At 45.0% G+C, this 25363-nt stretch carries 21 protein-coding genes and 1 other RNA gene; 5 read left to right on the forward strand and 17 right to left on the reverse strand.

Annotation, left to right across the window (positions count from 1 at the left end):
* Positions 1-206: 206 nt before the first annotated feature.
* The 4 genes from ssrS to NST70_RS11605 form a co-directional block, all read right to left on the reverse strand.
* A non-coding RNA gene (gene ssrS, locus NST70_RS11590) (6S RNA) lies at positions 207-401 on the reverse strand.
* A 46-nt stretch (positions 402-447) separates the two neighbouring features.
* Positions 448-744, reverse strand: a complete 297-nt coding sequence (locus NST70_RS11595; protein WP_013860072.1) for a rhodanese-like domain-containing protein — start codon at positions 742-744, stop codon at positions 448-450.
* A gap of 85 nt (positions 745-829) precedes the next feature.
* Positions 830-1072, reverse strand: coding sequence for a metal-sensitive transcriptional regulator (locus tag NST70_RS11600; RefSeq protein ID WP_225620992.1), 243 nt, complete (start codon positions 1070-1072; stop codon positions 830-832).
* A complete protein-coding gene (locus NST70_RS11605; protein ID WP_342476240.1) occupies positions 954-1430 on the reverse strand; it encodes a sulfurtransferase in 477 nt (158 codons plus the stop codon). Before NST70_RS11605 ends, NST70_RS11600 begins: the two co-directional genes overlap by 119 nt.
* A gap of 148 nt (positions 1431-1578) precedes the next feature.
* On the opposite strand from NST70_RS11605, the gene NST70_RS11610 reads away from it, so the two are divergent.
* On the forward strand, positions 1579-2361 hold the full coding sequence (locus tag NST70_RS11610) for a thermonuclease family protein (RefSeq protein WP_342475115.1): 783 nt from the start codon (positions 1579-1581) through the stop codon (positions 2359-2361).
* 96 nt (positions 2362-2457) lie between these two features.
* Here the strand turns inward: NST70_RS11610 and NST70_RS11615 are convergent, their stop codons facing one another.
* The 6 genes from NST70_RS11615 to chvE form a co-directional block, all read right to left on the reverse strand.
* A complete protein-coding gene (locus NST70_RS11615; RefSeq protein ID WP_342475116.1) occupies positions 2458-2967 on the reverse strand; it encodes a PTS glucose transporter subunit IIA in 510 nt (169 codons plus the stop codon).
* Between the two features lie 274 nt (positions 2968-3241).
* On the reverse strand, positions 3242-4843 hold the full coding sequence (locus NST70_RS11620; protein ID WP_342475118.1) for an FGGY-family carbohydrate kinase: 1602 nt from the start codon (positions 4841-4843) through the stop codon (positions 3242-3244).
* A gap of 148 nt (positions 4844-4991) precedes the next feature.
* A complete protein-coding gene (gene araA / locus NST70_RS11625; RefSeq protein ID WP_342475120.1) occupies positions 4992-6413 on the reverse strand; it encodes an L-arabinose isomerase in 1422 nt (473 codons plus the stop codon).
* A 121-nt stretch (positions 6414-6534) separates the two neighbouring features.
* Complete coding sequence (mmsB, locus tag NST70_RS11630) at positions 6535-7698, reverse strand: multiple monosaccharide ABC transporter permease (protein ID WP_017550147.1); 1164 nt, start codon at positions 7696-7698, stop codon at positions 6535-6537.
* A gap of 6 nt (positions 7699-7704) precedes the next feature.
* On the reverse strand, positions 7705-9231 hold the full coding sequence (mmsA, locus tag NST70_RS11635; RefSeq protein WP_342475123.1) for a multiple monosaccharide ABC transporter ATP-binding protein: 1527 nt from the start codon (positions 9229-9231) through the stop codon (positions 7705-7707).
* Between the two features lie 120 nt (positions 9232-9351).
* Positions 9352-10425: a multiple monosaccharide ABC transporter substrate-binding protein gene (chvE, locus tag NST70_RS11640; protein WP_342475125.1), complete on the reverse strand. Its 1074-nt coding sequence runs from the start codon at positions 10423-10425 to the stop codon at positions 9352-9354.
* Between the two features lie 426 nt (positions 10426-10851).
* Between chvE and NST70_RS11645 the strand changes: the two genes are divergently transcribed.
* A complete protein-coding gene (locus NST70_RS11645; protein ID WP_342475127.1) occupies positions 10852-11991 on the forward strand; it encodes a GntR family transcriptional regulator in 1140 nt (379 codons plus the stop codon).
* A 172-nt stretch (positions 11992-12163) separates the two neighbouring features.
* On the opposite strand, the gene araA (NST70_RS11650) is transcribed toward NST70_RS11645, so the two are convergent.
* Both araA (NST70_RS11650) and NST70_RS11655 read right to left on the reverse strand, forming a co-directional pair.
* Positions 12164-13588, reverse strand: a complete 1425-nt coding sequence (gene araA / locus NST70_RS11650) for an L-arabinose isomerase (protein WP_342475129.1) — start codon at positions 13586-13588, stop codon at positions 12164-12166.
* A 31-nt stretch (positions 13589-13619) separates the two neighbouring features.
* Positions 13620-14318 (reverse strand): L-ribulose-5-phosphate 4-epimerase, encoded by a 699-nt coding sequence (locus NST70_RS11655; RefSeq protein WP_342475131.1) that lies wholly within the window; start codon positions 14316-14318, stop codon positions 13620-13622.
* A 488-nt stretch (positions 14319-14806) separates the two neighbouring features.
* Between NST70_RS11655 and NST70_RS11660 the strand changes: the two genes are divergently transcribed.
* Both NST70_RS11660 and NST70_RS11665 read left to right on the forward strand, forming a co-directional pair.
* Positions 14807-16213 carry a sugar porter family MFS transporter gene (locus tag NST70_RS11660; protein ID WP_342475132.1) on the forward strand — a complete coding sequence of 469 codons (1407 nt, stop codon included), beginning with the start codon at positions 14807-14809 and terminating at the stop codon, positions 16211-16213.
* 17 nt (positions 16214-16230) lie between these two features.
* A complete protein-coding gene (locus tag NST70_RS11665; RefSeq protein ID WP_342475133.1) occupies positions 16231-17829 on the forward strand; it encodes an FGGY-family carbohydrate kinase in 1599 nt (532 codons plus the stop codon).
* Positions 17830-18029: 200 nt separating this feature from the next.
* Here NST70_RS11665 and NST70_RS11670 read toward each other — a convergent pair whose 3' ends face one another.
* The 4 genes from NST70_RS11670 to NST70_RS11685 form a co-directional block, all read right to left on the reverse strand.
* Positions 18030-19178: a GntR family transcriptional regulator gene (locus tag NST70_RS11670; protein ID WP_017550982.1), complete on the reverse strand. Its 1149-nt coding sequence runs from the start codon at positions 19176-19178 to the stop codon at positions 18030-18032.
* A gap of 271 nt (positions 19179-19449) precedes the next feature.
* Positions 19450-21501 carry a methyl-accepting chemotaxis protein gene (locus NST70_RS11675; RefSeq protein ID WP_342475135.1) on the reverse strand — a complete coding sequence of 684 codons (2052 nt, stop codon included), beginning with the start codon at positions 21499-21501 and terminating at the stop codon, positions 19450-19452.
* A 222-nt stretch (positions 21502-21723) separates the two neighbouring features.
* On the reverse strand, positions 21724-22410 hold the full coding sequence (locus NST70_RS11680) for a glycerol acyltransferase (RefSeq protein ID WP_013860083.1): 687 nt from the start codon (positions 22408-22410) through the stop codon (positions 21724-21726).
* Positions 22403-23497 carry a glycosyltransferase family 2 protein gene (locus NST70_RS11685; RefSeq protein WP_342475138.1) on the reverse strand — a complete coding sequence of 365 codons (1095 nt, stop codon included), beginning with the start codon at positions 23495-23497 and terminating at the stop codon, positions 22403-22405. Before NST70_RS11685 ends, NST70_RS11680 begins: the two co-directional genes overlap by 8 nt.
* Positions 23498-23789: 292 nt before the next feature.
* On the opposite strand from NST70_RS11685, the gene NST70_RS11690 reads away from it, so the two are divergent.
* A complete protein-coding gene (locus tag NST70_RS11690; RefSeq protein ID WP_342475140.1) occupies positions 23790-24572 on the forward strand; it encodes an SDR family NAD(P)-dependent oxidoreductase in 783 nt (260 codons plus the stop codon).
* A gap of 278 nt (positions 24573-24850) precedes the next feature.
* On the opposite strand, the gene NST70_RS11695 is transcribed toward NST70_RS11690, so the two are convergent.
* Positions 24851-25321 carry a divergent PAP2 family protein gene (locus NST70_RS11695; protein WP_017554802.1) on the reverse strand — a complete coding sequence of 157 codons (471 nt, stop codon included), beginning with the start codon at positions 25319-25321 and terminating at the stop codon, positions 24851-24853.
* Positions 25322-25363 lie beyond the last annotated feature (42 nt).

Consider the following 25363-nt stretch of genomic DNA (forward strand, 5'->3'; position numbering starts at 1 on the left):
AAAACATTGTTAGTTTTATTATACACCCAGTAACATCGAGGGCTAACACAGAGCGGGCGCTTTATACCGCGCGAAAAAATGGGCCGGGCACTGGCCGGGCACTGCATCCGGGGTGCAGGGTAACAGGCTCAGCTAATGCCTTCGGTCTAGGTTCTTGATTGTGAAAAACCCCGTCCTTCTAAGAAGGACGGGGTTTAACAAATTATGTATGTGCCGCAGTTGCCGTAATCAAACTAAGAAAGTTTTAGAACCACACTCCTCAAAGTGGGTGTCCGCAAAAGCGTTCCTGCCATCCTCCCTGCCAAACGGCAAAAGGCTCGGCATTCCCGCAATAATGTTAAACTCCCTATAACAGTTTAAAGGTTAAAACTTTATTAATATTACGTACAACGCAGCTTGTACTCTTATACTACGCTTTATGCGCCGCAAGATCAAGAGGAAAATTTTTCATTCCGTTTCACCGGTCCAGGCCATCATGCCGCCTTCCAGGTTTGTGACATCAAAACCCTGGCTTTCGAGAAACTGGCATGCCATATAGCTCCGCCCGCCGGAATGGCAAACGACAATATAGTCTTTGGAACGGTCAAGATCCTCTAGGCGGAATCCCAGCAAACCGAGCGGAATATGCAGCGCGCCCGGAATTTTCCCTTCCGCCACTTCCTCCGTTTCGCGCACATCGATAATATTGAGTTTTTCACCCTTGTTCAGTTTTTCCTCGACTTCCATCGCAGAAATTTCTTTCATCAAAATTCCTCCCTCGTAAAACAAAATCCCCTCTTTTTCGAAAAGTGCAGGCCTTGCCAGCGATGATTTTGCGGAAAAGCCGATGTCAGCGGCTTTTCACAAGCAGGTTGACCGCTTCTTTTACAAGGCTTCCCGCGTCTTCCCCGTTTTGTTCGGCATTTTTCACACATTCCACCAGATTGGCGCTGACAATGACGCCGATCGTCCGGTCAATTGCCGTCCGGGCGGCAGACAATTGGGCAATGACCTCTTTGCAGTTGTCCTTTTCTTCCATCATCCGCAGTACTCCCCGCAATTGCCCTTCGATTCTTTTGACACGGTTTTTGATTTGCGCATCGTATTCCACCTTTTTCCCTCCCCGGTTCCAAGATAGTATAAGAATGAATATGAAATCCTTTTCTGCGTAATAAACGGATGCTGAAATTGGCTTCAAGCCGGCTGGAAGCAATGAGGTGAAGACTGCCTTTTGGAATTTCGCCGGAAAACCGCTTTAAATAAGCCGTCGGAATCACAATGGCATCCCCGGTACCGCTTCCGGCATGCTGGTAATCCCTCACATCGACCACCACTTTATTTTCAATCACATCTTTTCTTAAATCCGCCCGCACGGTACCGCGAACGGGAACGTAACGTGTATAGCCGGTTTTCGTGAGAATGAGCGCAAGAACGAGCAAAACAATATACATTTATACGGATGACCTCCTGCCCGTAGTTCGGTTACAACCCCCATCATATACCCCAGGTGGTATTATTGTCAAATGGATGGCTTAAAGAAACCCGCTTGAAATGGTAAAATAAGGGCGCTACATTTTTTAAAAGCAAGGAGAAGGGGAAATGAAGACAAAAACAGCAGGCTGGTTCACGCTCTTTTTGGCTATGATGCTCGCCGTTGCAGGGTGCGGGCTGCATCAAAACAGCACAAAAACGGGCACAGAACCAAAAACAGCGCAACAAACAAATAACGGGCCGGGAGAAAACCGGCAAACGGCAGGCAAGCAAATTGCTGTTAAACTTGCCGGTGTTACCGATGGGGACACGATTAAAATTTATTATCTTGGAAAAGAAGAGACGGTCCGCTATTTGCTCGTTGACACGCCGGAATCAAAAAAACCGGATATGTGCGTACAGCCGTATGCAAAAGCGGCCTATTACCGGAACAAGCAGCTCGTTTCAAGCGGCAAACTGACGATCGAATTTGATCACGGGGCCAAACGCGACAAATACGGGCGGCTCCTCGCTTATGTATTCGTAAACGGCAAGTCCGTGCAGGAAAAGCTGCTGAAAGAAGGGTACGCGCGCGTGGCCTATGTGTATGAACCGCCCTATCAATATTTGGGCACTTTCAAAAAAGCCGAACAGCGGGCTAAAAACGAAAAGCTCAGGGTCTGGTCGCAACCCGGGTATGCAACAGACCGCGGTTTTAACGGGTGCGAAAAAGGCAGTTCCGCATCCAGTGCTTCCGGCGGGGAGAGCCGTTCCAGCAACGGGAGCAGTGGTTTCCAAAACTGTACAGAACTGCGCAAAAAATATCCAAACGGCGTGCCGCGTTCAAACCCTGCTTATCGCTCCTATATGGACGGCGACAAGGACGGATACGCATGCGAACCATATAAGTAAGAAGCAGGCTTGCATAAGCCTGTTTTTTCTTTTTGCGGCGCAGGGCACGGCTTGCGCCACCTTCCCCGCCGCTTGCTTCAAGCCTGTTTTTTGGTTTCACAGACAAGCCCGCATGATTTCCGTCTGCCCGGCAACCGCCTCAACCCCGGTGCTTTTTTCGAGCGATTTTACAAGCTCGCCGTTTGTAATGATGATTGCTGTAATCGTATCGGCTGCATTGGCTTTAATAAATTCCAGATTAAAGCGGATCAGCGGGTCGCCTTTTTCCACTTTGTCCCCGGTCTGCACAACCGTTTCAAACCCCTTTCCCTCAAGTGAAACCGTTTCCAGCCCGATATGAATCAAAACTTCCAGCCCTGATTCGCCGCGCAACCCGATCGCATGCTTTGTCGGAAATATCTGGATCACTTCACCGTCACACGGGGAAACGACCCGGCCCTCAATTGGCCTGATTGCCACGCCATCCCCGATCATTTTTTCGGAAAAGATGGGATCGGGCACTTCCTCAATCGGCGCCACCTCTCCCCCCATTGGCGCAAAAATATGCTCTTCCTTTCGATGTCGGTGGAAAAATGGAAACAAAACGGACACCTGCCTTGTTTTCAACTAAATACACCTTCTATTTTAACATGTATGAAAAAAAATCCGGCAGTTTTCATGGAAAATGCCGGATTTATCATCTGTGTTTACTGGCGGGCCGGACTGCATGGCTCCCAAAAATTTATGCATTTGCCTAGCGCCGTCCCCGTTGGGATATGAACCGGGCGTTTGCCGGATGCTGCGTGCATGGAATGCGTGCATGGAAAATGGAGCAACCAAGGGTTATACCGGAAAGCCTGTGGTGTGTCCATGCAGCTGTTTTAACGATTTTCCGTTTCCTTTAAAAAATCGACTGGACAGCCACCGACTCAACCAGCAAGCCCGCCTCATATCTTTTTATAAAGGCTTCGTACCCTGAAACGCCTTCCGGTTCCGGGCTTAACGTCATGCTTTCGGGATGGGTGAACACATTTTGGTCCAAAAAGTCTTCCAGGCTTTGCTTTCCGTTTCCGGATTTTGCATAAACCGCGAGTACAGCCATCCCCCAGGCACCGCCTTCACCGGCAGTGCTCATCACCGTAATCGGCGTATTTAATGCGTTGGCCAATACCTGCTGGCCAATGACCGGCGTTTTAAACAGGCCACCTTGGGCAATCAGGACATCCGTTTTGATTCCTTCTTCCTTCTTCAAAATATCCATCCCGATTTTAAGCGGCGCAAATGCTGCATATAACTGGGCCTGGATAAAGTTTGCCAATGTAAAGGCACTGTCCGGTTTCCTGACAAACAGCGGGCGCCCGGCCGGCATTTTTGTAATGTTCTCGCCTGACAAGTAGCTGTAATTGAGCAAGCCGCCCGCATCCGGATCCGCTTTTGCAGCTACCAAAAACAATGTTTCATATAAACGGTCCGCCGGCAAATCAACACCGAGCCGCTCAGCAAATTGTTTAAACAGGTTTGCCCATGCATTAATATCAGAAGAACAGTTGTTGATATGGACCATCGCCACGGGCGCCCCGCTCGGCGTGGTGACAATATCAATATCCCGGTACACTTTTTTGAGCGGCTGGTCCAGCACGATCATCGAAAAAGCCGAAGTGCCGACGGATATATTCCCGGTCCGTTTGCGCACACTGTTTGTGCACACCATCCCGGTTCCGGCATCCCCCTCAGGCGGGGCCATCAAACTGCCTGCCTGAAGATTTCCGTTTACATCCAAGAGTGCCGCTCCTTCGGTTGTTAAAGTGCCCGCATATTCGCCGGCTTTTAATACTTTTGGCAGCACTTCCCTGATGTGCCATGGATAGGGCGCCACATTTTCAAGCCGGTCAAACGTATCAAGAAAATCTTTCCGATAAGTGCCTGTCGCTTCATTCACCGGAAAAACGCCGGAAGCATCGCCAATCCCTAACACCTTTTCTCCGGATAATTTCCAGTGCACATAACCAGCCAAAGTGGTGATAAAGCGAATATCCTTTACATGGGGCTCCCGATTTAAAATCGCCTGGTAAAGGTGGGCAATGCTCCATCGTTGCGGAATATTAAATTGAAATCGTTCAGTCAATTCATCCGCCGCTTGTTCGGTGATGTTATTGCGCCATGTCCGGAAAGGAACGAGCAGCTCTCCGTTTTCTGCGAAAGCCAAATACCCGTGCATCATAGCGCTTACACCGATGGCACTGATTTTTGTCAAAGTGGTATGGTATTTCCCCTGGACGTCCGCCGCAATTTGGGCATAGCTTCTTTGAATCCCTTCCCACACTTCTTCCAACGAATACGTCCAGATGCCGTTTTCAAATTTGTTTTCCCAAACATAGCCGCCGGATGCGATCGTTTCAAAATCATCCGTGACAAGCACGGCCTTTATCCGGGTTGACCCCAGTTCAATGCCGAGGGAAACATTTCCCTGCTGAATTGCCTGTGAAGTTTCTATTAAATTCATTTTTTTCACTTCCCAAGTCTTAAAATCATTACCTCTTCCTAGCCCTGGCTCTGCCGGACCGGTACTGCGGATTATTTTTTTCCGGCCTCCCTAATCGTTGTGGCAAATTGTTAAAGAAGTGCATCTTTTTATTTGTTTACTGCTAAATTCAAATTTTTACAGTTTTAAGGCCAACCATTTTCGCAAAATCTTCAATTTGCTCAGCAGTGACTGCGAACGACAGGACAGTATGATGTCCGCCGCCGTTTTCAATCCATTTTTGGGCCCCTTCATAAAAACCTGGTTTCGGTGTCCAAAGCTGGCGTGCGACAGGCAGTTTCGGCGCTGCTTCAGCCGGTTTTTTTCCATTCACTTCATACATAACGAGTTTAAACTGGTCACCAAAATCAGAAACCGTAAGATTTACAGCGTCTCCATCCGTGCCATCGAAGACGAGCCGTGCAGGGTCTTCACGGTCCCCGATGCCTAATGGATGGACTTCTACCCTGATTTTGCCGCTTGCCAAAGTCGGGTCTACTTCAAGCATGTGGGAACCCAGTATTTCTTCATGGCCTTTTACCAGATTGTACGTATAATCTTCCATAAAACCGGTTTTTTCGTTATGTGCCATGATTTTCACCAACCGGTCGAGTGCGGCTGTTTTCCAGTCCCCTTCACCGGCAAAACCGTAACCTTCCGCATTCAGCCGTTGGACCGCCATGCCCGGAAGCTGTTTCATGCCCCACAAATCTTCAAAGTTTGTAGTGAATGCTGTGTACCCGCCCCTATCGAGGAATTTGCGCAAGGCAATTTCAATCCGGATTTGCTCTTTCACATGGTCTTCAAAATAGGCCGGGTCATTATTTCCTACTACCAAATCATATTTTTCCTGGCATTCCGCATAAACGGCTTCTATTTCCTGATCAGTGACTTCTTTCATTTCCGCAACAAGGTCGCCAATGCCGTAATAGTCCACCGTCCAGCCGAACTGGATTTGCGCTTCGATTTTATCGCCGTCCGTGACTGCGACATTGCGCATGTTGTCACCGAATCTCGCTACTTTAATGTTAAAACTTTCATTATAAGCAACGGCAACATCCATCCATTGCCCGATTTGAGTTTGGACCTTTTCATCTTTCCAATGGCCGACAACGACTTTGTTATTTTTGTTCAGTCTCGCATTGATAAATCCGTATTCCCGGTCGCCATGGGCGCTTTGATGCAGGTTCATATAATCCATGTCGATCGTTTCCCACGGAATATGGTCGAGAAATTGTGTAGCCAGATGAAGCAAAGGTTTTTGTAACAGTTTCGTTCCCCTGATCCAGTTTTTCGCTGGCGAGAATGTGTGCATCCAGGTGATGACACCGGCGACATTATCGTTATAGTTGACTTCTTTCATGACCTTTGTAATACTGTCGGCTGTTGTGGCAACCGTTTTAAATACGATCGGGTATGGTAGCTTGCCGCTTGCATTGATTTCATCAATGATTTTTTCCGCATCTTCCTTTACAGCATCCAGTGTTTCTTTGCCGTATAAATGCTGGCTTCCGACGATAAACCAAAACTCGTAATCTTTTATTTTCAACATGCTGTTTTCCTCCCCGGAATGTACAAGACATTTATTTTGTTTGTGCTTAATAGACATTTACGTACTTAAAGGTACATAATTGAGGCAAGGCAAACTTGCACAGCCTTGCGCCAATTTCTTTTTAAACCGCTTTATTTTTGTTATAAACATCAAACGCAACAGCAAGAAGCAAGACAAGGCCCTTAATCGTTTGTTGCCAATCTATGCCAAGGCCAAGAATGGACATACCATTGTTCATCACTCCCATTACGAGCGCACCTACGATTGCTCCGCCGACTGTGCCAATTCCTCCATAAGCAGAAGCTCCGCCGATAAAACAGGCTGCAATGGCATCAAGTTCAAAGTTCGTTCCCGCTTTTGGCGTTGCTGCATTTAGACGGGCTGCAACAATTAATCCCGTCAATGCGGCAAGCACTCCCATATTTACAAAAATCCAAAATGTTACGCGTGGTGTTTTGATCCCTGATAAACTCGCTGCATTTGCATTACCGCCAATTGCATATACCTGTCTGCCCATTGTTGTTCTTTTCATAACAAATGAGTAAGCAAGAATTAAGGCTATTAAGATTACCAAAATGTAAGGGATTCCTTCGTACGTCGCAAAAATGTACGAAAATACATTAATCAAACATGCAATAACAATAATTCTAGCAACGAACAACGGTCCCGATGTTGTTTGCAACTGATATTTTTTCTGCTTTTTTCTTCCATTTAATTCAATGAAGATATAGGCAACTGTACATAACAGCCCGACCGCGATGGTCAAAATATTTAAGGAGCTTCCTTTAAAAACATCCGGGATAAAACCAGAACTGACAAGTTGGAAGTTTCTCGGAAAAGGGGCTAGTGATTCGCCTTTAAGAATCAGCATCGTCAGGCCCCGAAAAACGAGCATTCCAGCTAACGTTACAATAAATGCCGGAATTTTTACGTAGGCAACCCAAAATCCCTGCCAGGCACCAATGCATGCACCAATTGCTAAAGAAATGACAAAAACAACAATTGTCGGCAGATGCATGTGTATGGACAGGACAGCAGATATTGCTCCGATGAAAGCTACAACGGAACCGACAGATAAATCAATATGGCCGGCAATAATGATGAGGACCATACCAATGGCCAGTATCAATACATAACTGTTCTGCATAACAAGATTGGTAATGTTTAACGGCCTTAACAAGATCCCGTCCGTAATTACTTGAAAAAGAACCATAATCAGAACAAGCGCAATAAACATGCCATACTGTCTCATGTTTTTTTTCATCATTTGAAGGATAGAATCCATTTGAGGTCACCCAACTTTCGTCATATATTTCATTAAAATTTCCTGATTTGCCTCTTCTTTTAAGACTTCCCCGGTAATTTTTCCTTTGTTCATGGTGTAAATCCGGTCGGCCATTCCCAGTAACTCCGGAAGTTCTGATGAAATGAGAATGATGCCTTTCCCCTGATCAGCCAGTTGATGAATAATGGTGTAGATTTCATATTTCGCACCGACATCAATACCCCTGGTTGGTTCATCTAAAATCAAGATGTCCGGTTCGGTAAAGACCCATTTACTCAGCAAAACCTTCTGTTGATTGCCACCGCTCAAATTCCCAACCAGTTGCATCACATTGGAAGACTTGATCCTCAGCTTTTTACGTAGCTCCTCAACACTTACAATCTCTTTTCCCTCGTCGATTACCGATTTGTTGGAAATTTTTCTTAGATTCGCCAGCGTCATATTTTCTTTCAAGCTTGAGATCAAGTTAAGACCAAGATTTTTCCGGTCTTCCGTTACATAGGCAAAACCATGGCGTATTGCTTCCTGAACCGACTTGATTTCAATCGGTTTGTTATCTTTGATTATTTGTCCTTCCATTTTCTTTCCATATGACCGTCCAAAAATACTCATCGCCATCTCGGTTCTGCCAGCTCCCATTAAACCCGCAATTCCTACAATCTCTCCTCTTCTTACTGTAATATTTGCATGATCAACAACTTTTTGTTCCGGGTTGGCAGGGTTCCAAACGGTCCAATCTTTAATTTCCAAAATGGTTTCAGCTATTTTTGGTGTATGATCAGGAAAGCGATGCGTTAAATCTCTTCCCACCATTCCGCGAATGAGCCGATCTTCCGTTACGTTATCTTTTTTTACATTCAGCGTTTCAATGGTTTTGCCATCCCGCAATATCGTAATTGAATCAGCAATTTTCATAATTTCATTTAATTTATGTGAGATAATAATAGAAGTAATGCCTTGTTCCTTAAACTCCAAAATAAGGGAAAGCAAGTTTTCACTTTCCGTTTCGTTTAAAGCGGAGGTAGGTTCGTCTAAAATCAGTAGTTTTACTTCTTTTGATAAAGCTTTTGCGATTTCAACCAACTGCTGTTTTCCGACGCTAATGTTGCGGATTAATGTATCTGGTGATTCATTCAGACCGACTTTTTTCAATAACGTTTCAGTTTGAATAAATGTTTCTGCCCAATTAATCACGCCATTTTTTGCCCTTTCATTGCCCAAAAAAATGTTTTCAGCAATTGAAAGATCGGGGATAAGCGCTAATTCCTGATGAATAATGACAATTCCCAGAGCCTCACTTTGCTTTATATCCTTAAATTGGCAAATTTCTCCATTAAATAAGATGTCTCCCGAATACGTTCCATAAGGGTAAACACCGCTTAATACTTTCATGAGGGTTGATTTTCCTGCGCCATTTTCACCGCACAGGGCATGAATTTCGCCTTTTTTTACTTTTAAATTCACATTATCAAGTGCTTTAACCCCAGGAAATTCTTTTGTAATGTCGTTCATTTCCAATATATATTCAGCCAATTGATTCACCCCCGTTATACAGAAAAGGGCATTCCAAAAAGAAAACCGTACCTGTTATCACGACTGTTTGATCCGCCTGTTCCAGGACGTCATTCTAAATGGAAAGCCCATTGCCAAATATTATTTCAATTCGCTTGTTTTATAGTAACCGCTGTCAACCAACACCTTTTTATAATTCGATTTATCAACAGAAACAGGATCCAAAAGATAAGACGGAACAACTTTTACGCCATTGTCATATGTTTTTGTATCATTGACATCCACTTTCTTGTCATTCAGCATCTGATCAACCATTTTCACTGTCTGTTTTGCCAATTTTCTTGTATCTTTAAATACGGTTTGGGTTTGTTCACCCTTGATGATCGATTTTACAGAAGCCAACTCTGCATCCTGCCCAGTAATCACAGGCATCGGTTTGTCTTTTGAGCCATAGCCGACACTCTTCAAGGATGAAATCACGCCAATGCTGATGCCATCATATGGAGAGAGCACTGCATCTACTTTTGCATTTGTATATTTGGCACTTAAAATATTATCCATCCGGGATTGTGCCGTTGCCCCATCCCACCGAAGCGTTGCAATTTGGTTGAACTTCGTCTGGCCGCTTAACACTTTAAGTTTTCCGGACTTTATATACGGATTCAGAACGGACATCGCCCCGTTATAAAAAAAGAGCGAGTTGTTATCGTCCGGAGATCCCCCGAATAATTCAATATTAAATGGCCCTTTATTTTGTTTTAAGCCGAGTTTATCTTCAATATATTTTGCTTGAATAACGCCGACTTTGTAATTATCAAAAGTAGCATAATAGTTTACGTACTTCGTATTCCGGATTAACCGGTCGTATGCAATTACTTTAATTTTTTGGTCATGCGCTTTTTTCAGAACATCGGTTAGTGCTTCTCCGTCAATAGCACCGATAACAAGGACATTCACACCTTTCGTGATCATGTTTTCAATCTGTGATGCTTGATTTTGTACATCATCTTCAGCATATTGCAGATCGACTTTATACCCCATCTTTTCAAATTGCTTTTTCATATTGTTACCGTCTTTAATCCAGCGTTCTGATGATTTCGTCGGCATTGCAATTCCTACATACCCTTTTTTTCCGGAGCTTGCCCCCGAACTGCCACAAGCACCCAGGACGAAAACAAGAATCAGTGCACAGGCCGTTATAAACCATTTTTTCACAATATTTCCCCCTCATATGGTTAGATTAGAAAACCAAATTTTCATTTTTGTCACCGCTTACATTTTTTGCTATGTAACCCACACTCCCCTCTTGTTTCAGTTAATACGCATACTTTTTGTAAGCGCATTCTTATTTTCCCTTAGTGTATTATAGACATCCGTACATGTCAACATTATATTTTAAAAATTTGTACGAACAAATAAACGGTCACTCCATCAAATTGAATGGTGTGGATTCCCTCCTGACACCACAATAAATGTTTCCGGATGTAGAACAAATATTTGTCTTCGCCACGGAACAAGATCTCTGCAAAAGCACCGGATCCTTTCCTTAAAGATTATAGATAATCAGGCCGGCATCTGTTATAGTAAAGTAAAACATTTGTATTCAAGTCCAGAAAAATAACGACAATAAGGGTGAAACGTATGGCAGAATCACCAAAATATGTTGTAGTACAAGAAAAAATTAAAGAATGGATCATGAACGGACAAGTTAAACCGGGAGAAAAAATATATTCAGAAAATGAGTTGGTTAAAATGTTTCGTGTCAGCCGCCACACTGTCCGCCAAGCCATCAGGCAGCTCGTTAACGACGGGTGGTTATATACGGAGCAGGGATCCGGAACATTTTGTAAGGATAGAAATTTTCACGAAATCAGCAAAAAACCTGCACCCGGAAATACAAAAACAATCGGCGTCATCACAACCTACATTTCTGATTATATTTTCCCTTCAATTTTAAATGGGATCGAATCCTATTTGACAGAAAAGGGATACTCTCTTGTTTTGGCAAGTACGGATAACGATCCAAAAAAAGAAAAACAATGTTTGGAAACATTGATGAACAGGGGAATTGACGGACTCATTGTAGAGCCGACAAAAAGCAGCGGATTTAATCCAAATGTTTGCTTTTATACGGAACTGGAAAGGCTGCACATTCCATATATTATGATCAATCAATTTTATCAGCAGCTGAATCCGCCCCATTTGATCGTTGACGATGAACGAGGCACCTACATGGCGACTGAACATTTGATCGGGCTAGGCCACAGTAAAATCGCCGGGTTGTTTAAAACAGACGACCTTCAGGGTGTGTACCGAATGAAAGGCTATTTATATGCGCTTAGAGAAAACCATGTGCCTTTTTTCAAAAATATGGTGAAAACGTATTCAACAGAAGATATGAATCAAATGATTGAGGAGTATAAAGTGTTTTTAAAGAACACAAAAGAACGTCCATCTGCGATTGTCTGTTACAATGATCAGCTGGCAATCGGGGTGATCCGGATGCTGAGAGAATTAGGCATAAAAATTCCACAGGATATCTCTATCACAGGTTTTGATGACTCTAATCTCGCAGTCGCCTCGGAAATTAAGCTTACTACTGTGACACATCCTAAAACTCAGATGGGGATCGATGCTGCAAAGTGGATCGTCGCTGCAGTTGAAAAAGCAGAAAACCGTTATGAAAAAAGCCGTAACTCCATTATTTATGAACCGGTTTTAATTGTCAGAAATTCTACCTTGGATAAAAAAGACGCTGCAGAGAAAACAAATATACATTAAACAAAAATCGTGACTCCTTCGCACCATTCAGATAAACAAAATCAACTTTTGCTCATGAAGATAACGAGTGACCCAAGTAAATCGGTCTCATTGATACAAAAAAGCATCCTTCAGCTAAAATAATTTGGAGGATGCTTTTTCATGTTCAAAGAATCAGTAAACAGGAATCAACTTATTTTATATTCACAACTTCAATACCGGCCATTTTTGCAAAATCCTCAATTTGTTCCGCTGTTACGGCAAAGGAGAATACCGTATGGTGGCCGCCGCCGTTTTCAATCCATTTTTGAACGCCTTCATAAAAACCTGCTTTCGGTGTCCAAAGCTGGCGTGCGACAGGCAGTTTCGGCGCTGCTTCAGCCGGTTTCTTTCCTTCGACTTCATACATCACCATTTTGAATTTGTCGCCAAAGTCGGAAATGGTTAAGTCAATCGCATCTCCATCCGATCCGTCAAAAACGAGCCGTGCAGGGTCTTCGCGGTCCCCGATGCCTAATGGATGGACTTCTACTCTGATTTTGCCGCTTGCCAAAGTCGGGTCTACTTCAAGCATGTGGGAACCCAGTATTTCTTCATGGCCTTTTACCAGATTGTACGTATAATCTTCCATAAAGCCGGTTTTTTCGTTATGAGCCATGATTTTAACCAACCGGTCGAGTGCGGCTGTTTTCCAATCCCCTTCACCGGCAAACCCGTAACCTTCCGCATTCAGCCGTTGGACCGCCATGCCTGGAAGCTGTTTCATGCCCCACAAGTCTTCAAAGTTTGTCGTGAATGCCGTGTACCCGCCACGGTCAAGAAATTTGCGCAAGGCAATTTCAATCCGGATTTGCTCTTTCACATGGTCTTCAAAATAGGCCGGGTCATTGTTCCCAACCACCAATTCATATTTTTCCTGGCATTCCGCATAAACAGCTTCTATTTCCTGATCGGTGACTTCTTTCATTTCCGCAACAAGGTCACCAATGCCGTAATAGTCGACTGTCCAGCCGAACTGAATTTGTGCTTCGATTTTATCGCCGTCCGTGACTGCGACATTGCGCATGTTGTCGCCGAATCTGGCCACTTTAATGTTAAAGCTTTCATTGTAAGCAACGGCAACATCCATCCATTGCCCGATTTGGGTTTGGACCTTTTCATCTTTCCAGTGGCCGACAACGACTTTGTTATTTTTGTTCAGTCTCGCATTGATAAATCCGTATTCCCGGTCGCCATGGGCGCTTTGGTGCAGGTTCATATAATCCATGTCGATCGTTTCCCACGGGATATAGTCCAGAAATTGTGTAGCAAGATGAAGCAAAGGTTTTTGCAGCAGTTTCGTTCCCCTGATCCAGTTTTTCGCAGGCGAGAATGTGTGCATCCAGGTGATGACACCGGCGACATTGTCGTTATAGTTGACTTCTTTCATGACCTGCGTGATACTGTCGGCTGTTGTGGCAACCGTTTTAAATACGATCGGGTACGGTAGCTTGCCGCTTGCGTTGATTTCATGAATGATTTTTTCCGCATCTTCCTTTACAGCATCCAGCGTTTCTTTGCCGTATAAATGCTGGCTTCCGACGATAAACCAAAACTCGTAATCTTTTATTTTCAACATGTTATTTTCCTCCCCGAAATGTACAAGACATTTATTTTGTTTGCCCGTAATAGGCATTTTTTCCGTGCTTGCGCAGATAGTGTTTATCCAAAAGATATTGGTCCATGTTGATTTGGTGCGGATTCAGCTGCAGCGAGTGGTAGGTCATCTTCGCTACTTCTTCGAGCACAACGGCATTGTGCACGGCATCATGGGCGGATGTTCCCCACGTAAAGGGGCCGTGATCATTTACCAGAACTGCCGGAACCTGGTCCGGATCAATATGCCGCTTTTCGAAAGTCTCAACAATCACATCGCCGGTCTGTTTCTCATATTCCGTAACGACTTCTTCTTTCTTCATCGCCCTTGTGACCGGAACCGGGCCGTAAAATGTATCGGCATGTGTCGTTCCTGCCGCCGGAATATCAATGCCGGCCTGGGCAAATGAAACAGCCCAGGGAGAATGCGTATGGACAATTCCTTTAATATTCGGGAAATGGCGATAAAGCACACAATGTGTTGCGGTATCGCTTGACGGATTTAACCCGCCTTCCACCACATTTCCATCAAGATCAACGACGACCATTTTTTCCGGTGACAATGCTTCATACTCGACACCGCTCGGCTTAATGACCATGAGATTCTTTTCACGGTCGATTCCGCTTACATTTCCCCATGTAAAGGTGACCAGATTATATTCCGGCAGCAGCATGTTTGCTTCATAGACTTCTTTCTTGAGTTCTTCTAGCATCCGCTGATCATCCCTTTGAAATTAATAAATTCATTTCATAAAAATTTTTGACATGTCACTTGGATCCCACGATTAACCGCTTACAAGTAGAATACTATATCAATTATCAGTATAAGTCAACACAAAAATATTTATATGTATAAATGTGTTTTTCACTGGAAGGAAAAGAATGGTTTATACCACGGCTTTCGAGGTTTTTTCACTATCCATACTGACACAAAAAATACATAATTAGGTACTCTTGCCTGCTATTCTTTCATCTATCAATAGCGCAATAATAAGCGGGAAAGCGGTTAAGAAAGACGCAGGGAAATGTTATTCTCCCTCGTTTATCAGTACAAATATTTTTGTTGTTGATTTATAGGTATAAATGTGCTAGCATGTACTTGCAGCATGAAAACGCTTTTTTTCTAAAATGATACCGCTCACAAAGAAAGAAGCCATCAGCAAGAAGAAAATAAGGCTGAAACATCAAGGAGGGAACTTTAATGGTTGGTGAAAAGAAAATCTCAAGTGGATTCATTTACTTTTTCGGGGCTTTTGGCGGCATTCTATTTGGCTATGATATTGGGGTAATGACAGGCGCTTTGCCATTCCTGGAACATGACTGGAACCTTCAAAACAGTGCAGGCGTTATTGGATGGATTACCTCTGCTGTAATGTTCGGTGCTATATTCGGCGGCGCTCTGGCGGGGCAACTTTCCGACCGTTTGGGCCGGCGAAAAATGATTTTAATTTCAGCTTTAATTTTTGTTGTTGGATCGGTTTTATCTGGCATATCCCCTCATAACGGGCAATACTTTTTAATCATCGTCCGGATGTTATTAGGATTAGCGGTTGGTGCTGCTTCTGCACTGGTCCCGGCTTATATGTCCGAAATGGCGCCTGCACGTTTGCGCGGACGTTTGTCAGGGATTAACCAAACCATGATTGTATCGGGAATGCTACTTTCTTACATTGTCGATTATTTATTAAAAGGTTTGCCGGAAACGTTGGCTTGGCGGTTGATGCTTAGTTTGGCAGCGGTACCAGCATTGATCTTATTCTTTGGTGTGTTAAAGTTGCCGGAATCACCGCGCTTTTTAATAAAGAACAATAAACTTGAGGAAGCACGCAAGGTTTTGAGCTATATTCGCGCTAAAAAAGAGGCAATTGATGCTGAAATCAAACAAATTCAAGAGACTGCCAGAGAAGAAAAACAGGCAAATCAAAAAGCATCATGGGGTACTTTATTTAGCGGCAAATACCGTTATTTAGTCATTGCCGGTGTGGGCGTTGCGGCTTTCCAACAATTTCAGGGCGCAAATGCTATTTTTTACTATATTCCTTTAATTGTAGAAAAAGCAACAGGGCATGCAGCCAGTTCTGCATTGATGTGGCCGATTATTCAAGGGATCATTCTCGTATTGGGCTCACTCGTCTTCTTATGGATTGCTGATAAATTTAAACGCCGGACTTTGTTGACAGTAGGCGGAACCATTATGGGCCTGTCCTTTATTTTGCCAGCCATTTTGAATTTGCTCATTCCAAATGCAAACCCGATGATGATCGTTGCGTTTTTAAGCATCTATGTAGCTCTTTATTCCTTCACGTGGGCTCCTTTAACCTGGGTAATCGTTGGGGAAATTTTCCCGCTTGTCATTCGCGGACGCGCATCAGGATTAGCTTCCTCTTTTAACTGGATTGGTTCTTTCCTGGTTGGGCTGCTGTTCCCAATCATGACTGCTTCCATGTCCCAAGAAGCTGTTTTTGCAATTTTCGGCGTGATATGTTTGCTTGGTGTTTTGTTTATTCGGACCCGCGTACCTGAAACCCAGGGACATACCTTGGAAGAAATTGAAAAATTTGGGGAAGAAAAAACTGTTGAAAAAAAAGGTGCCCACTTACACATATGAGACGGAGGTAAATAAAAATGAATTTAGTGGATACTTCTAAAGCGATTAAACAAGGAAATGTCTCATTAGGCATCGAACTGGGGTCAACCCGGATAAAGGCCGTACTTGTCACGGACGATTTTGAAACGATCGCATCCGGCGGCTATGTTTGGGAAAACAAATTTGAAAACGGCATCTGGACGTATTCGTTGGAAGAAGTGTGGGAAGGGATTCAAAGAAGCTATGCCCAAATTGCGGCGGACGTCCAGGGGAAATACCATACCACTTTGACAAAAATCAGTGCCATCGGTGTAAGCGCTATGATGCACGGGTATTTGGCTTTCGCAGAAAACGGAGAGCTGCTCGTTCCTTTCCGGACATGGCGCAATAACATCACCGAACAAGCGGCGGATGAATTGACTGAACGATTCCAATTTAATATTCCGCAACGATGGAGCATTGCCCACCTTTACCAGGCGATTTTAAATCGGGAGCCCCATGTAAAGGATATTCGCTTTATCACCACTTTGGCTGGTTATGTGCACTGGAAATTATCCGGAGAAAAGGTGTTAGGGATTGGCGATGCATCCGGTGTTTTTCCGGTGGATGAAGAGACAGGCACATATCGGAAAGATTTTCTTGATACGTTTGACCGGCTTGAAAATGTGGCGCCCTATCCATGGCATATCAGGAAAGTGCTGCCAAAAGTATTAAAAGCCGGCGAATATGCGGGTACTTTAACACCCGAAGGAGCGGCATTATTGGATGTAAACGGAAATCTTCAGGCAGGCAGTTTGATGGCTCCGCCTGAGGGGGATGCCGGAACCGGGATGGTGTGCACAAACAGTGTGCGCAAACGAACCGGAAATATATCCGTCGGCACCTCGGCATTTTCGATGATCGTGCTGGATCAGCCGCTTGAAAAAGTGTACCGGGATATTGATATTGTCACAACGCCGAGCGGGGCGCCCGTAGCGATGGTCCATATCAACAACTGCTCGTCTGACATTAATGCATGGGCAAACCTGTTTAAACAATTTGCTGAACGACTCGGTGTTGACTTGCCGGCAGACCGTTTATATGAAACGCTATTTTTGGTGGCTGCAAAAGCGGATCCGGATGCAGGCGGCTTGCTCAATTACAGTTATTTGTCAGGTGAAAACATTACAAAAATGCCGGCCGGGCGCCCGCTGTTTGTCAGGAAACCGGACAGTGCCTTTACATTGGCAAATTTTGTCCAGGCCCAGTTATATGCAGCATTTGCGCCGCTTAAAATCGGGATGGATATTTTGAAAAATGAAGAAGGAATCAAAACGGATGTCCTGATTGCCCAAGGCGGCCTGTTTAAAACGCCGGTCATTGGCCAGCAAGTATTGGCGAATGCATTAAATACGCCGATTACGGTGATGAGCACTGCCGGTGAAGGCGGCGCCTGGGGGATGGCCGTGCTCGCGGTTTATGCAAAATCCGGAAACGGGAAGCAAAGCCTGGAAGACTTTTTGGACCAAAACGTGTTCACCCATCCCGAAAGCATGACGTTAAGCCCGGAACCTGAAGGCGTTTCAGGGTACGAAGCCTTTATAAAAAGATATGAGGCGGGCTTGACGGTTGAGTCGATGGCTGTAAAGTCGATTTGATAGCAGAAGGCAACGGCAGATAAAAATAGAAGCATAACCAACAGGGCTTGCCATTTAGCAAGCCCTGTTGACTTTATACCGGATCCGGCTGCTTCAGAATATCTGACTACCGGAATCATGATCTATTAAAGGCAGATATCATTACAAAAACTTTTGGCCTATTCATAAGTTGTTTTCGAAAAAAGGCAGAATCCATGATATTACTCATCGTTATCACAGATTGCTTTCTCCTCCCTATTTTTTTCCGTCCAATTGTCATTTGAATGATCAAGCGGCTTTACTGAATCCCTTTTTACCAATTCGGGTTCATATATTTTTGAGGTGACTGGTTGCTTATTAAGCATATCAATGATCATTTTACCAGCATCAATCCCCATCTTTTCCTGCGGATGGCGAACAGTCGTTAATGCCGGATTGATAAACTTTGAAAACTGGTAATCATCAACCCCAATAACAGAGAGATCATCTGGTATATTCAGACCGATTTCTTTGACAAAATTCATGACTTGAATGGCCAGTTGATCGTTGTAGCAAACAATTGCAGTCGGAGCGAACTCAGGGCGCGACAGCATTGTATGAAGTTTTTTAAATAGATTGATTTTGTTTTCCTCTGTCTGGTACATCATGATTTCACCCATATTCGAAATCTCAGGGTGCTTCTGAAAAGCTTTGATGTAACCGTTCATTCGATGTATACCTTGCTTATCGTCCACTTTAAAAATCCCGACAATTTTTTTATGCCCCAGGGAAATTAAATAGTCTGTGACCATTTCCCCGGTTTTTAGATCATCCATGACCAAGTACGGGATATCCATGTCATCGTAAACCGCATTAATAAACAGCATTGGAATGCCCAGTGATTTGATGTTGTCGTAAATGCTTTTATTGGTATTGCTCAATGCGCTTTTTGTCGGTTCAATGATTAATCCGGAAATTTTATTTGACAACAAATTGGACAAACTTTTCCGCTCTTTCTCCGGATTGTTTTGTGTGTTGGTAATCAAAATGGAATATCCATAGTTTGATACATAGTTATCAATTCCCGTGATGATATTTGGAAAAATATAATCGGATATATAAGTTGTAATCAAACCGATTGTTTTATTTTTCATGACGGTTTGGGGTTTGCCTTTCCAATCGTCAACAAAAATCCCCCCGCCCTGAATACGGTAAACGAAATTTTCTTTCTCCAGCTCATCAATTGCACGCCTTACTGTAAACCGGCTTACCTGATACATTTCCATTAGTTCTGATTCGGTTGGCAATTTTTCACTTACTTTGTACTCTTCCGTTAAAATTTTTTCTCTAATATCCTGCTTAATTTTTTCGTATTTTTTGCTCATATTCATGTAAGTTTCCTTTTCTAGTACTGAAGATGCTCAACAAATTAACAGTAATTGTTACGTACATATCTGGGAAAAATAAAATTTGTGATCTGGGTGGCCGCGGTGGCGTAATCCAGTATCCTTTCGATATTTGTACGTATCATTATAACACGAAAGCCATTGCACAGGAAGAGGACTAAAAAACCGTCTGTTGTTCCCGTAATGTATTTTATTCATCTGGATGCAGCAGGCAAAAATCAGGGAGTGCAAGCACGGCTTTCACTCCCCTCTTGTATCATTTTTTAATTGTAAACTCCCCAATCTCCTTCTCCAGTTCCTCCGTGAGGGTGAACAGTTTTTCTGTGTAGCGGGAGAGTTCGCCGGCTGAGGCGGCTTGTTCTTCCATGGAAGATGAAATTTCTTCTGAAGCGGCGGCAGTTTGCTGGGAAACGGCGGACAGGTCTTCAATCATTTGGACAACGGCATCTTTTTGCTCCCCGATCGAGCGGATCGATTCAGCTTCCTGTTTAATTGAGCTGAGCATCTTCTCCAATCCTTCGGCCAAAACGGCAATCGAAGTGCTCACGGAGTTGACCGCTTTTTTCTGCCCGGTGCTGATTTCATTTGTTTCCCCCACGACGTCCACCAGTTCTTTCATGTCTTGGAGCACGTCCGCAATCGTCGCCCGGATATCCTTTGCCGACTGTTTCGACTGCTCGGCCAGACTGCGTACTTCATTGGCCACTACGGCAAATCCTTTCCCGTTTTCACCGGCACGCGCCGCTTCAATCGAGGCATTTAATGACAATAGATTCGTCTGTTCTGCGATTTGCGTGATCACATCCGCGACTTGTGCGATTGATTTCGATTTTTCATGCAGACCGGCCATCATCGATGTGACTTTTTCAAAAGCCTGTTCCAGTTTTTGATAAGAGGCTTCGAGGTTGCCGACCTGTTTTGTACCGGACTGGATCTCTGTTTCTGCTTGATCCACCGCGCTTTCAATGACCTGCGATTGTGCGGCGAGTTTTTCGATTTCGCCGCCCAAATCGCGCATTGCATTTGATCCGGTTTCAATATGATCGGACTGGTTGGCTGCGCCTGCCGCGATATCTTCCACCGCCTTAGAAACATCCGTCACAGCCGCTTCATTTTCTTTTGTCACCGTACGAAGGCCGGCAGTGGACTTGTTCACGGCGTCGACACTGTCCCTCACTTTTGCAATCAGGCTGCGCATATTGTGAAGCATGGCGTTGTAACTTTTGGCCAGTTCCCCGATCTCATCATTGGAGCGGAACGCAAACGCTGTAACCAGATCCCCTTCCGCCGTTTTGGCCAGGACTTGCTGCAAGTTTTTGATAATCTTCACGAGCCGGCCGGCAATCAACACAGCAAAGACAATGCCGATTAAAAGCCCGATCCCGATTGAAAGAAGGCCCATCTTCTTTATTTTGCCAATCTGGGCGCTGAACTCGGACTGCGGGTTAAACGAGGCTACTTTCCAGCCGGTTTTCGGGATCGTTGTGGCATAGACATCATACCCTGCCCCGTTCCAGTGAAAAGTTGCGGTCGCTGTCTTTTGACGATAAATCTTTTCGACAAAAGCAAAATCTTTGTCAAGCCGGGTGCTGCTTTCAAAATCTTTTACCCCTTCTACTTTTCCGCTGTTTGCTGGCTTGGCATTTTTCCCGTCGCCGTTTTTTAAAAACGACGTCACGATCACGCCCTTCGCATCGAAAATCGCAAGTTTGTTGTTTGAATCGTGTTCGATGTCTGCCCGGATCTTGCCTATTTCGGATAAATTGATGTCATATCCAACGGCACCTGCCATCTTTCCGCCGGAAAAAACCGGCGCGACAACAGACGTCATAATGGCGCCTGTCACCTTGTCTTTGTAAATATCCATCCACTGCAGTTGCGGCTTTTTCTGCAAATAGCGGTATGTATTCGTATTGCGCACGTCCAGATCAAGCTTCGCATACGGGGAAATATGGAGTTTCCCGGTCTGGAAATCCATATAATAAGCGGAAACGAGTTGCTTGTTCCGTGTCTGGACCGATTTGATTTTGGCTTCAATATCCTGCATCTTGTTTTTCCGCTGGAGATCCGTTTCGACAAGGCCTGCCAGCTCGTCAAGCGACGTTTCGTATTTTGCAAGCCCTGCTTCGACCTGCGATGCCGCTTCGTTTGCAACCATTTGATTAACATCGCGGTTTTTCGTTTTTAACAGATGGCTTGTGGTGGCATATTCCAGTCCGACCGTCGCCAAAATGGATATCAAAATGGCGGCGCAAATCAGGCCGCCCCATTTGACGGTGAGCGGAATGAATTTCTTTTGCTTTTTCAATGCTGTCTCCCCTTCGTTGTACATTCTCACTTATTAGATATCGGAACCATCCCGCAAAAGCTTTAGGCAGGGGCTAGAATTCGTTGTTTTTGAAAATTTTTGATATTGGGGGCTGGCCCGGCTTTAGGACCAAAGCCGAAACGGAAGGCATCTATAGCGACGGAACAGAATTCATTTTGCAGTAAAAAACGGCGGAGCATGCCCCTGCCGTTTTTTTGCCTGCTATTCGCCGTACTGCGCTGCGAGCCGGTTCAATGCCTTGTGCAATTTTTCATATACCACTTCCTTCTCCGTCCGGAAATCTTCCCCTTCCCGGAAAAAAACCGGCGTGCCTGTAACAAGCAATCGTTTCGTCTTGCTGGCGTACAAAGGGACAAACTGGACGTGGCGGCCGGTTGCTTTGTAAAAATATTTTTCCAAATACAGGAAACCCTCGTACATCCCTTTTACACCCGCCGCGTTGTCTGTGTAGTCAATATCGGGATAAATGGCGATGCTCTCCCCGTTCTTTAATGCTTCGACGCTTTCCTGAAACGTCCGGATGATTTTGCGCGAGCTCCGGAAAACGGGAATGCCTCTCCCGGATTTCAGCAGCTTCGTGATTCCGAATGACAGAAAAAAGGCGGCCGGGTTCGCCAAAGCCCGCGGGAAGCCGAATCTTTTTGTGAACGTGTAATCGGCGTATTGCCTGCTGCAAGATTTTCGGTCAAGAAAAACGTGCAAAATCCAGGTGCGGATAAATTCCGGATACCAAAGCAATGTAACAAACGGGCCGAATAAATTGCGATGATGTGAAACATAAACAGCCGGTCCGGCAATTTCCCCGGAAATTTGCGCTTTGTAGGACGGATAAACGAAACGCACAAGTTGGCGCACTGATTTAAAAAATAGTCCGTAACCTTTAGCCATGGCGCCTCTCCCCTGCCAGTTGCCCCTGTTCCGGATAGCCGGAAAAGATCCCCCAATGAAGCTGGAGCTGGTAGAAGAAAAGGGCAAGAAAAAGGCTTGCAATCGTTTTTGCCAGCACGGGATCAAATTGAAGCAGACCGGATCCGGCTTCGATGAATAAGAAAGAGACCACGATGAACAACAGGCATGCCATCAAGTACCGGACTAAAAATCGTTTCCATTTTAAAAGCCTGTATTTGACCATAAGAAAGACGGCAAAGGCAACCACCTGTGAGGCAGCAGTGGCCGCGAGCACTTTCCATACATGCGGAATCCCTGCCAGGACATACCGGTATAAAAGCGAGAAACTGAGTATATCTGCGATTAAAAAGATCAGTGCGGGAAAAGCATAATAAAAAAGCCCGGATATGATTTTACGGAAGATTTTCAACGAATCTTTAACCGGCCGGTAATGGGTACCTTCGTTGCGGTTAAAATAAATGGTGCGGATCGGCACTTCCCGGATTTTTACGTTCATTTTTCTTGCATAAATGAGCATGTTCATTTCATACTCAAACCGTTCGCCTTTCAGCGCCAGCAGCCAGCCGAGCTCCTGCTTCGGGATGCCGCGCAAGCCTGTCTGCGTATCGCCGATCTCTGCGCCGTACAGGGCTTTAAAGAGAAAGCTTGTCAAACGATTGCCGAACCGGCTTTTGGGCGGCACATGCTCCAGGCTAAAATCCCGTGCGCCGAGAATGATGCTGTGCGGATGTTGCCGGAGGCTTGCTGCCATTTTTTCAACATCTTCCGGACTGTGCTGGCCGTCACAATCTGCTGTGACCACACCGGAAAGGCTGCCGTGATGCGCCAAAATATGGGCAAAAGCTGTTTTCAGCGCACGCCCCTTCCCGCGGTTCGCCGGATGATGGAGCACGGTGCATCTCTCTTTTTGCGACAGCATCTGAAAAATCGGCGCACATGCCGGACTGCTTCCATCGTCCACGACAATAATCCGCGCCGCTCCTTTTGCGAGCAGGCGATCGGCATAATGGACGAGCTGCGCTTCCGGATTCAGTGCCGGAATGACAACGGCGACATTTCCGATCATATCATCCCCCCCTTTAAACCAATCTGTCTAGAAAAATATTCTATATTCATATTACATGGAAAAGAGGAGAAAAACAAAGAACCGGCATTGCTCCGGTGCATGGAAACGGCCGTTTTTCCGAACGCTAATGTCTTATTCATAAACGGCAGCGCGTGCCCATTTGCCCCGGGAAAACACCCAATCGAATGGTCCCCGGCTTCTCTTTTTCAACAACCTTCTTCAACTGTTTGTTACAAACAGTTGAAGAACGGGTAAACTACTGTCGTATTCCATCGGAGAGGAGTAAGTGAAGATGAGATTGAAAGATAAAGTAGCGATTATAACCGGCGGCGGTTCCGGCATCGGGGAAGCGTCCGCCTTGAAACTGGCTGCAGAAGGCGCAAAAGTTTGCGTAATGGATATTGAACAGAAACGGGCGGATGAGGTCAAAAGACGGATTGAACAAAATGGCGGGGAAGTGATGGCTTTGGAAGTCGATGTCGCTGATCCGGAACAGGTGAAAACGGCTGTTGACAAGACAGTCAGGGAATGGGACCGACTCGACATCGTGTTCTCCAATGCCGGCATTAACGGGACCGTGGCACCGATTGAAGACTTGACCCCGGATGACTGGGAAAAAACGTTGTCGACCAATTTAAAAGGGACTTTTCTCCTGACAAAATATGCAATCCCGCATATGAAAAATAGGGGCGGCAGTATCATCATCACGAGCTCGATCAACGGCAACCGTATTTTTTCGAACATCGGCATGTCCGCCTACAGCAGTTCAAAAGCAGGGCAGGTAGCGTTTATGAAAATGGCGGCTTTGGAACTTGCCCGCTATAAAATCCGGGTCAATGCCGTTTGCCCAGGAGCGATTGAAACAAAAATCGAGCAAAACACGAACCGTACGGAAGCGCTCGAGAAAGTGCAAATTCCGGTTGAATTTCCGGAGGGCGACCAGCCGCTTTCCGAAGGGCCGGGAAAACCGGAACAAGTTGCCGATCTCGTTTTGTTCCTTGCATCGGACGATTCCAGCCATATTAGCGGCACAGACATCTATATCGACGGGACGGAATCGCTGCTGCGGGGATAACGTTTATTGACGCATCCGGCCCCGGCCATCCGCATGTTGAAGGTGCGCAGAGCTTTTCCTAAAATCATGTTTGGCATCCTTTCCAAGCCCAATTTAAAAGGCGGCGTTGTCTCTTTGAAGCCACTGAAAAAGCACTGCAAAAATAAAAAAGACGTTGACACACTCCTGCTATTTGTGTTTCAACGTCTTTTTGCATTCTATATGTTGTATGCACGGTAATACAAAATCACTTTTTTAATGGCGTTGTCTCTTTTCGCCGCCTTTCTTTTTTTGCGATTTTAAAACGGATAAAATATGAATGCCAACACGGCAGTGAGGATGCCCGTAATGATCCCGAAAAATACTTCTGCCGGTTTATGCCCTAAAAGTTCTTTCAGTTTCTGCCGGGATTCCGCATTTGTTGTCTCCGGATCTTTCATTGTCTCCATGAGGCGGTTAAAGTCGGCGAGCAGGCGGTTCAGCACTTCTGCATGGAAGCCGGCCTGCCTGCGCACACCGGTGGCATCGTAAATGACAATGGATGAAAACACGATGCTGATGGCAAAGGCATTGGAACCGAATCCGGAAGTCAGCCCGATCGCCGTTGTAAGGGCAATGACCATCGAGGTATGCGAACTGGGCATTCCGCCTGTACTGAACGCCATTCTCCAGTCAAATTTCCCTGATGTGATGAAATGAATGGGCACTTTTATGATTTGTGCTACAAGCATTCCAAGTAAAGCGGATAAAATCGGATACGATAAAAACATTTTTCCTCCTTCATGAAAAAAACTATTTTTTTCTGTCCGGCT

This window comes from Weizmannia sp. FSL K6-0777 (assembly GCF_038593185.1).
Classification (GTDB): domain Bacteria; phylum Bacillota; class Bacilli; order Bacillales; family Bacillaceae_C; genus Weizmannia; species Weizmannia faecalis.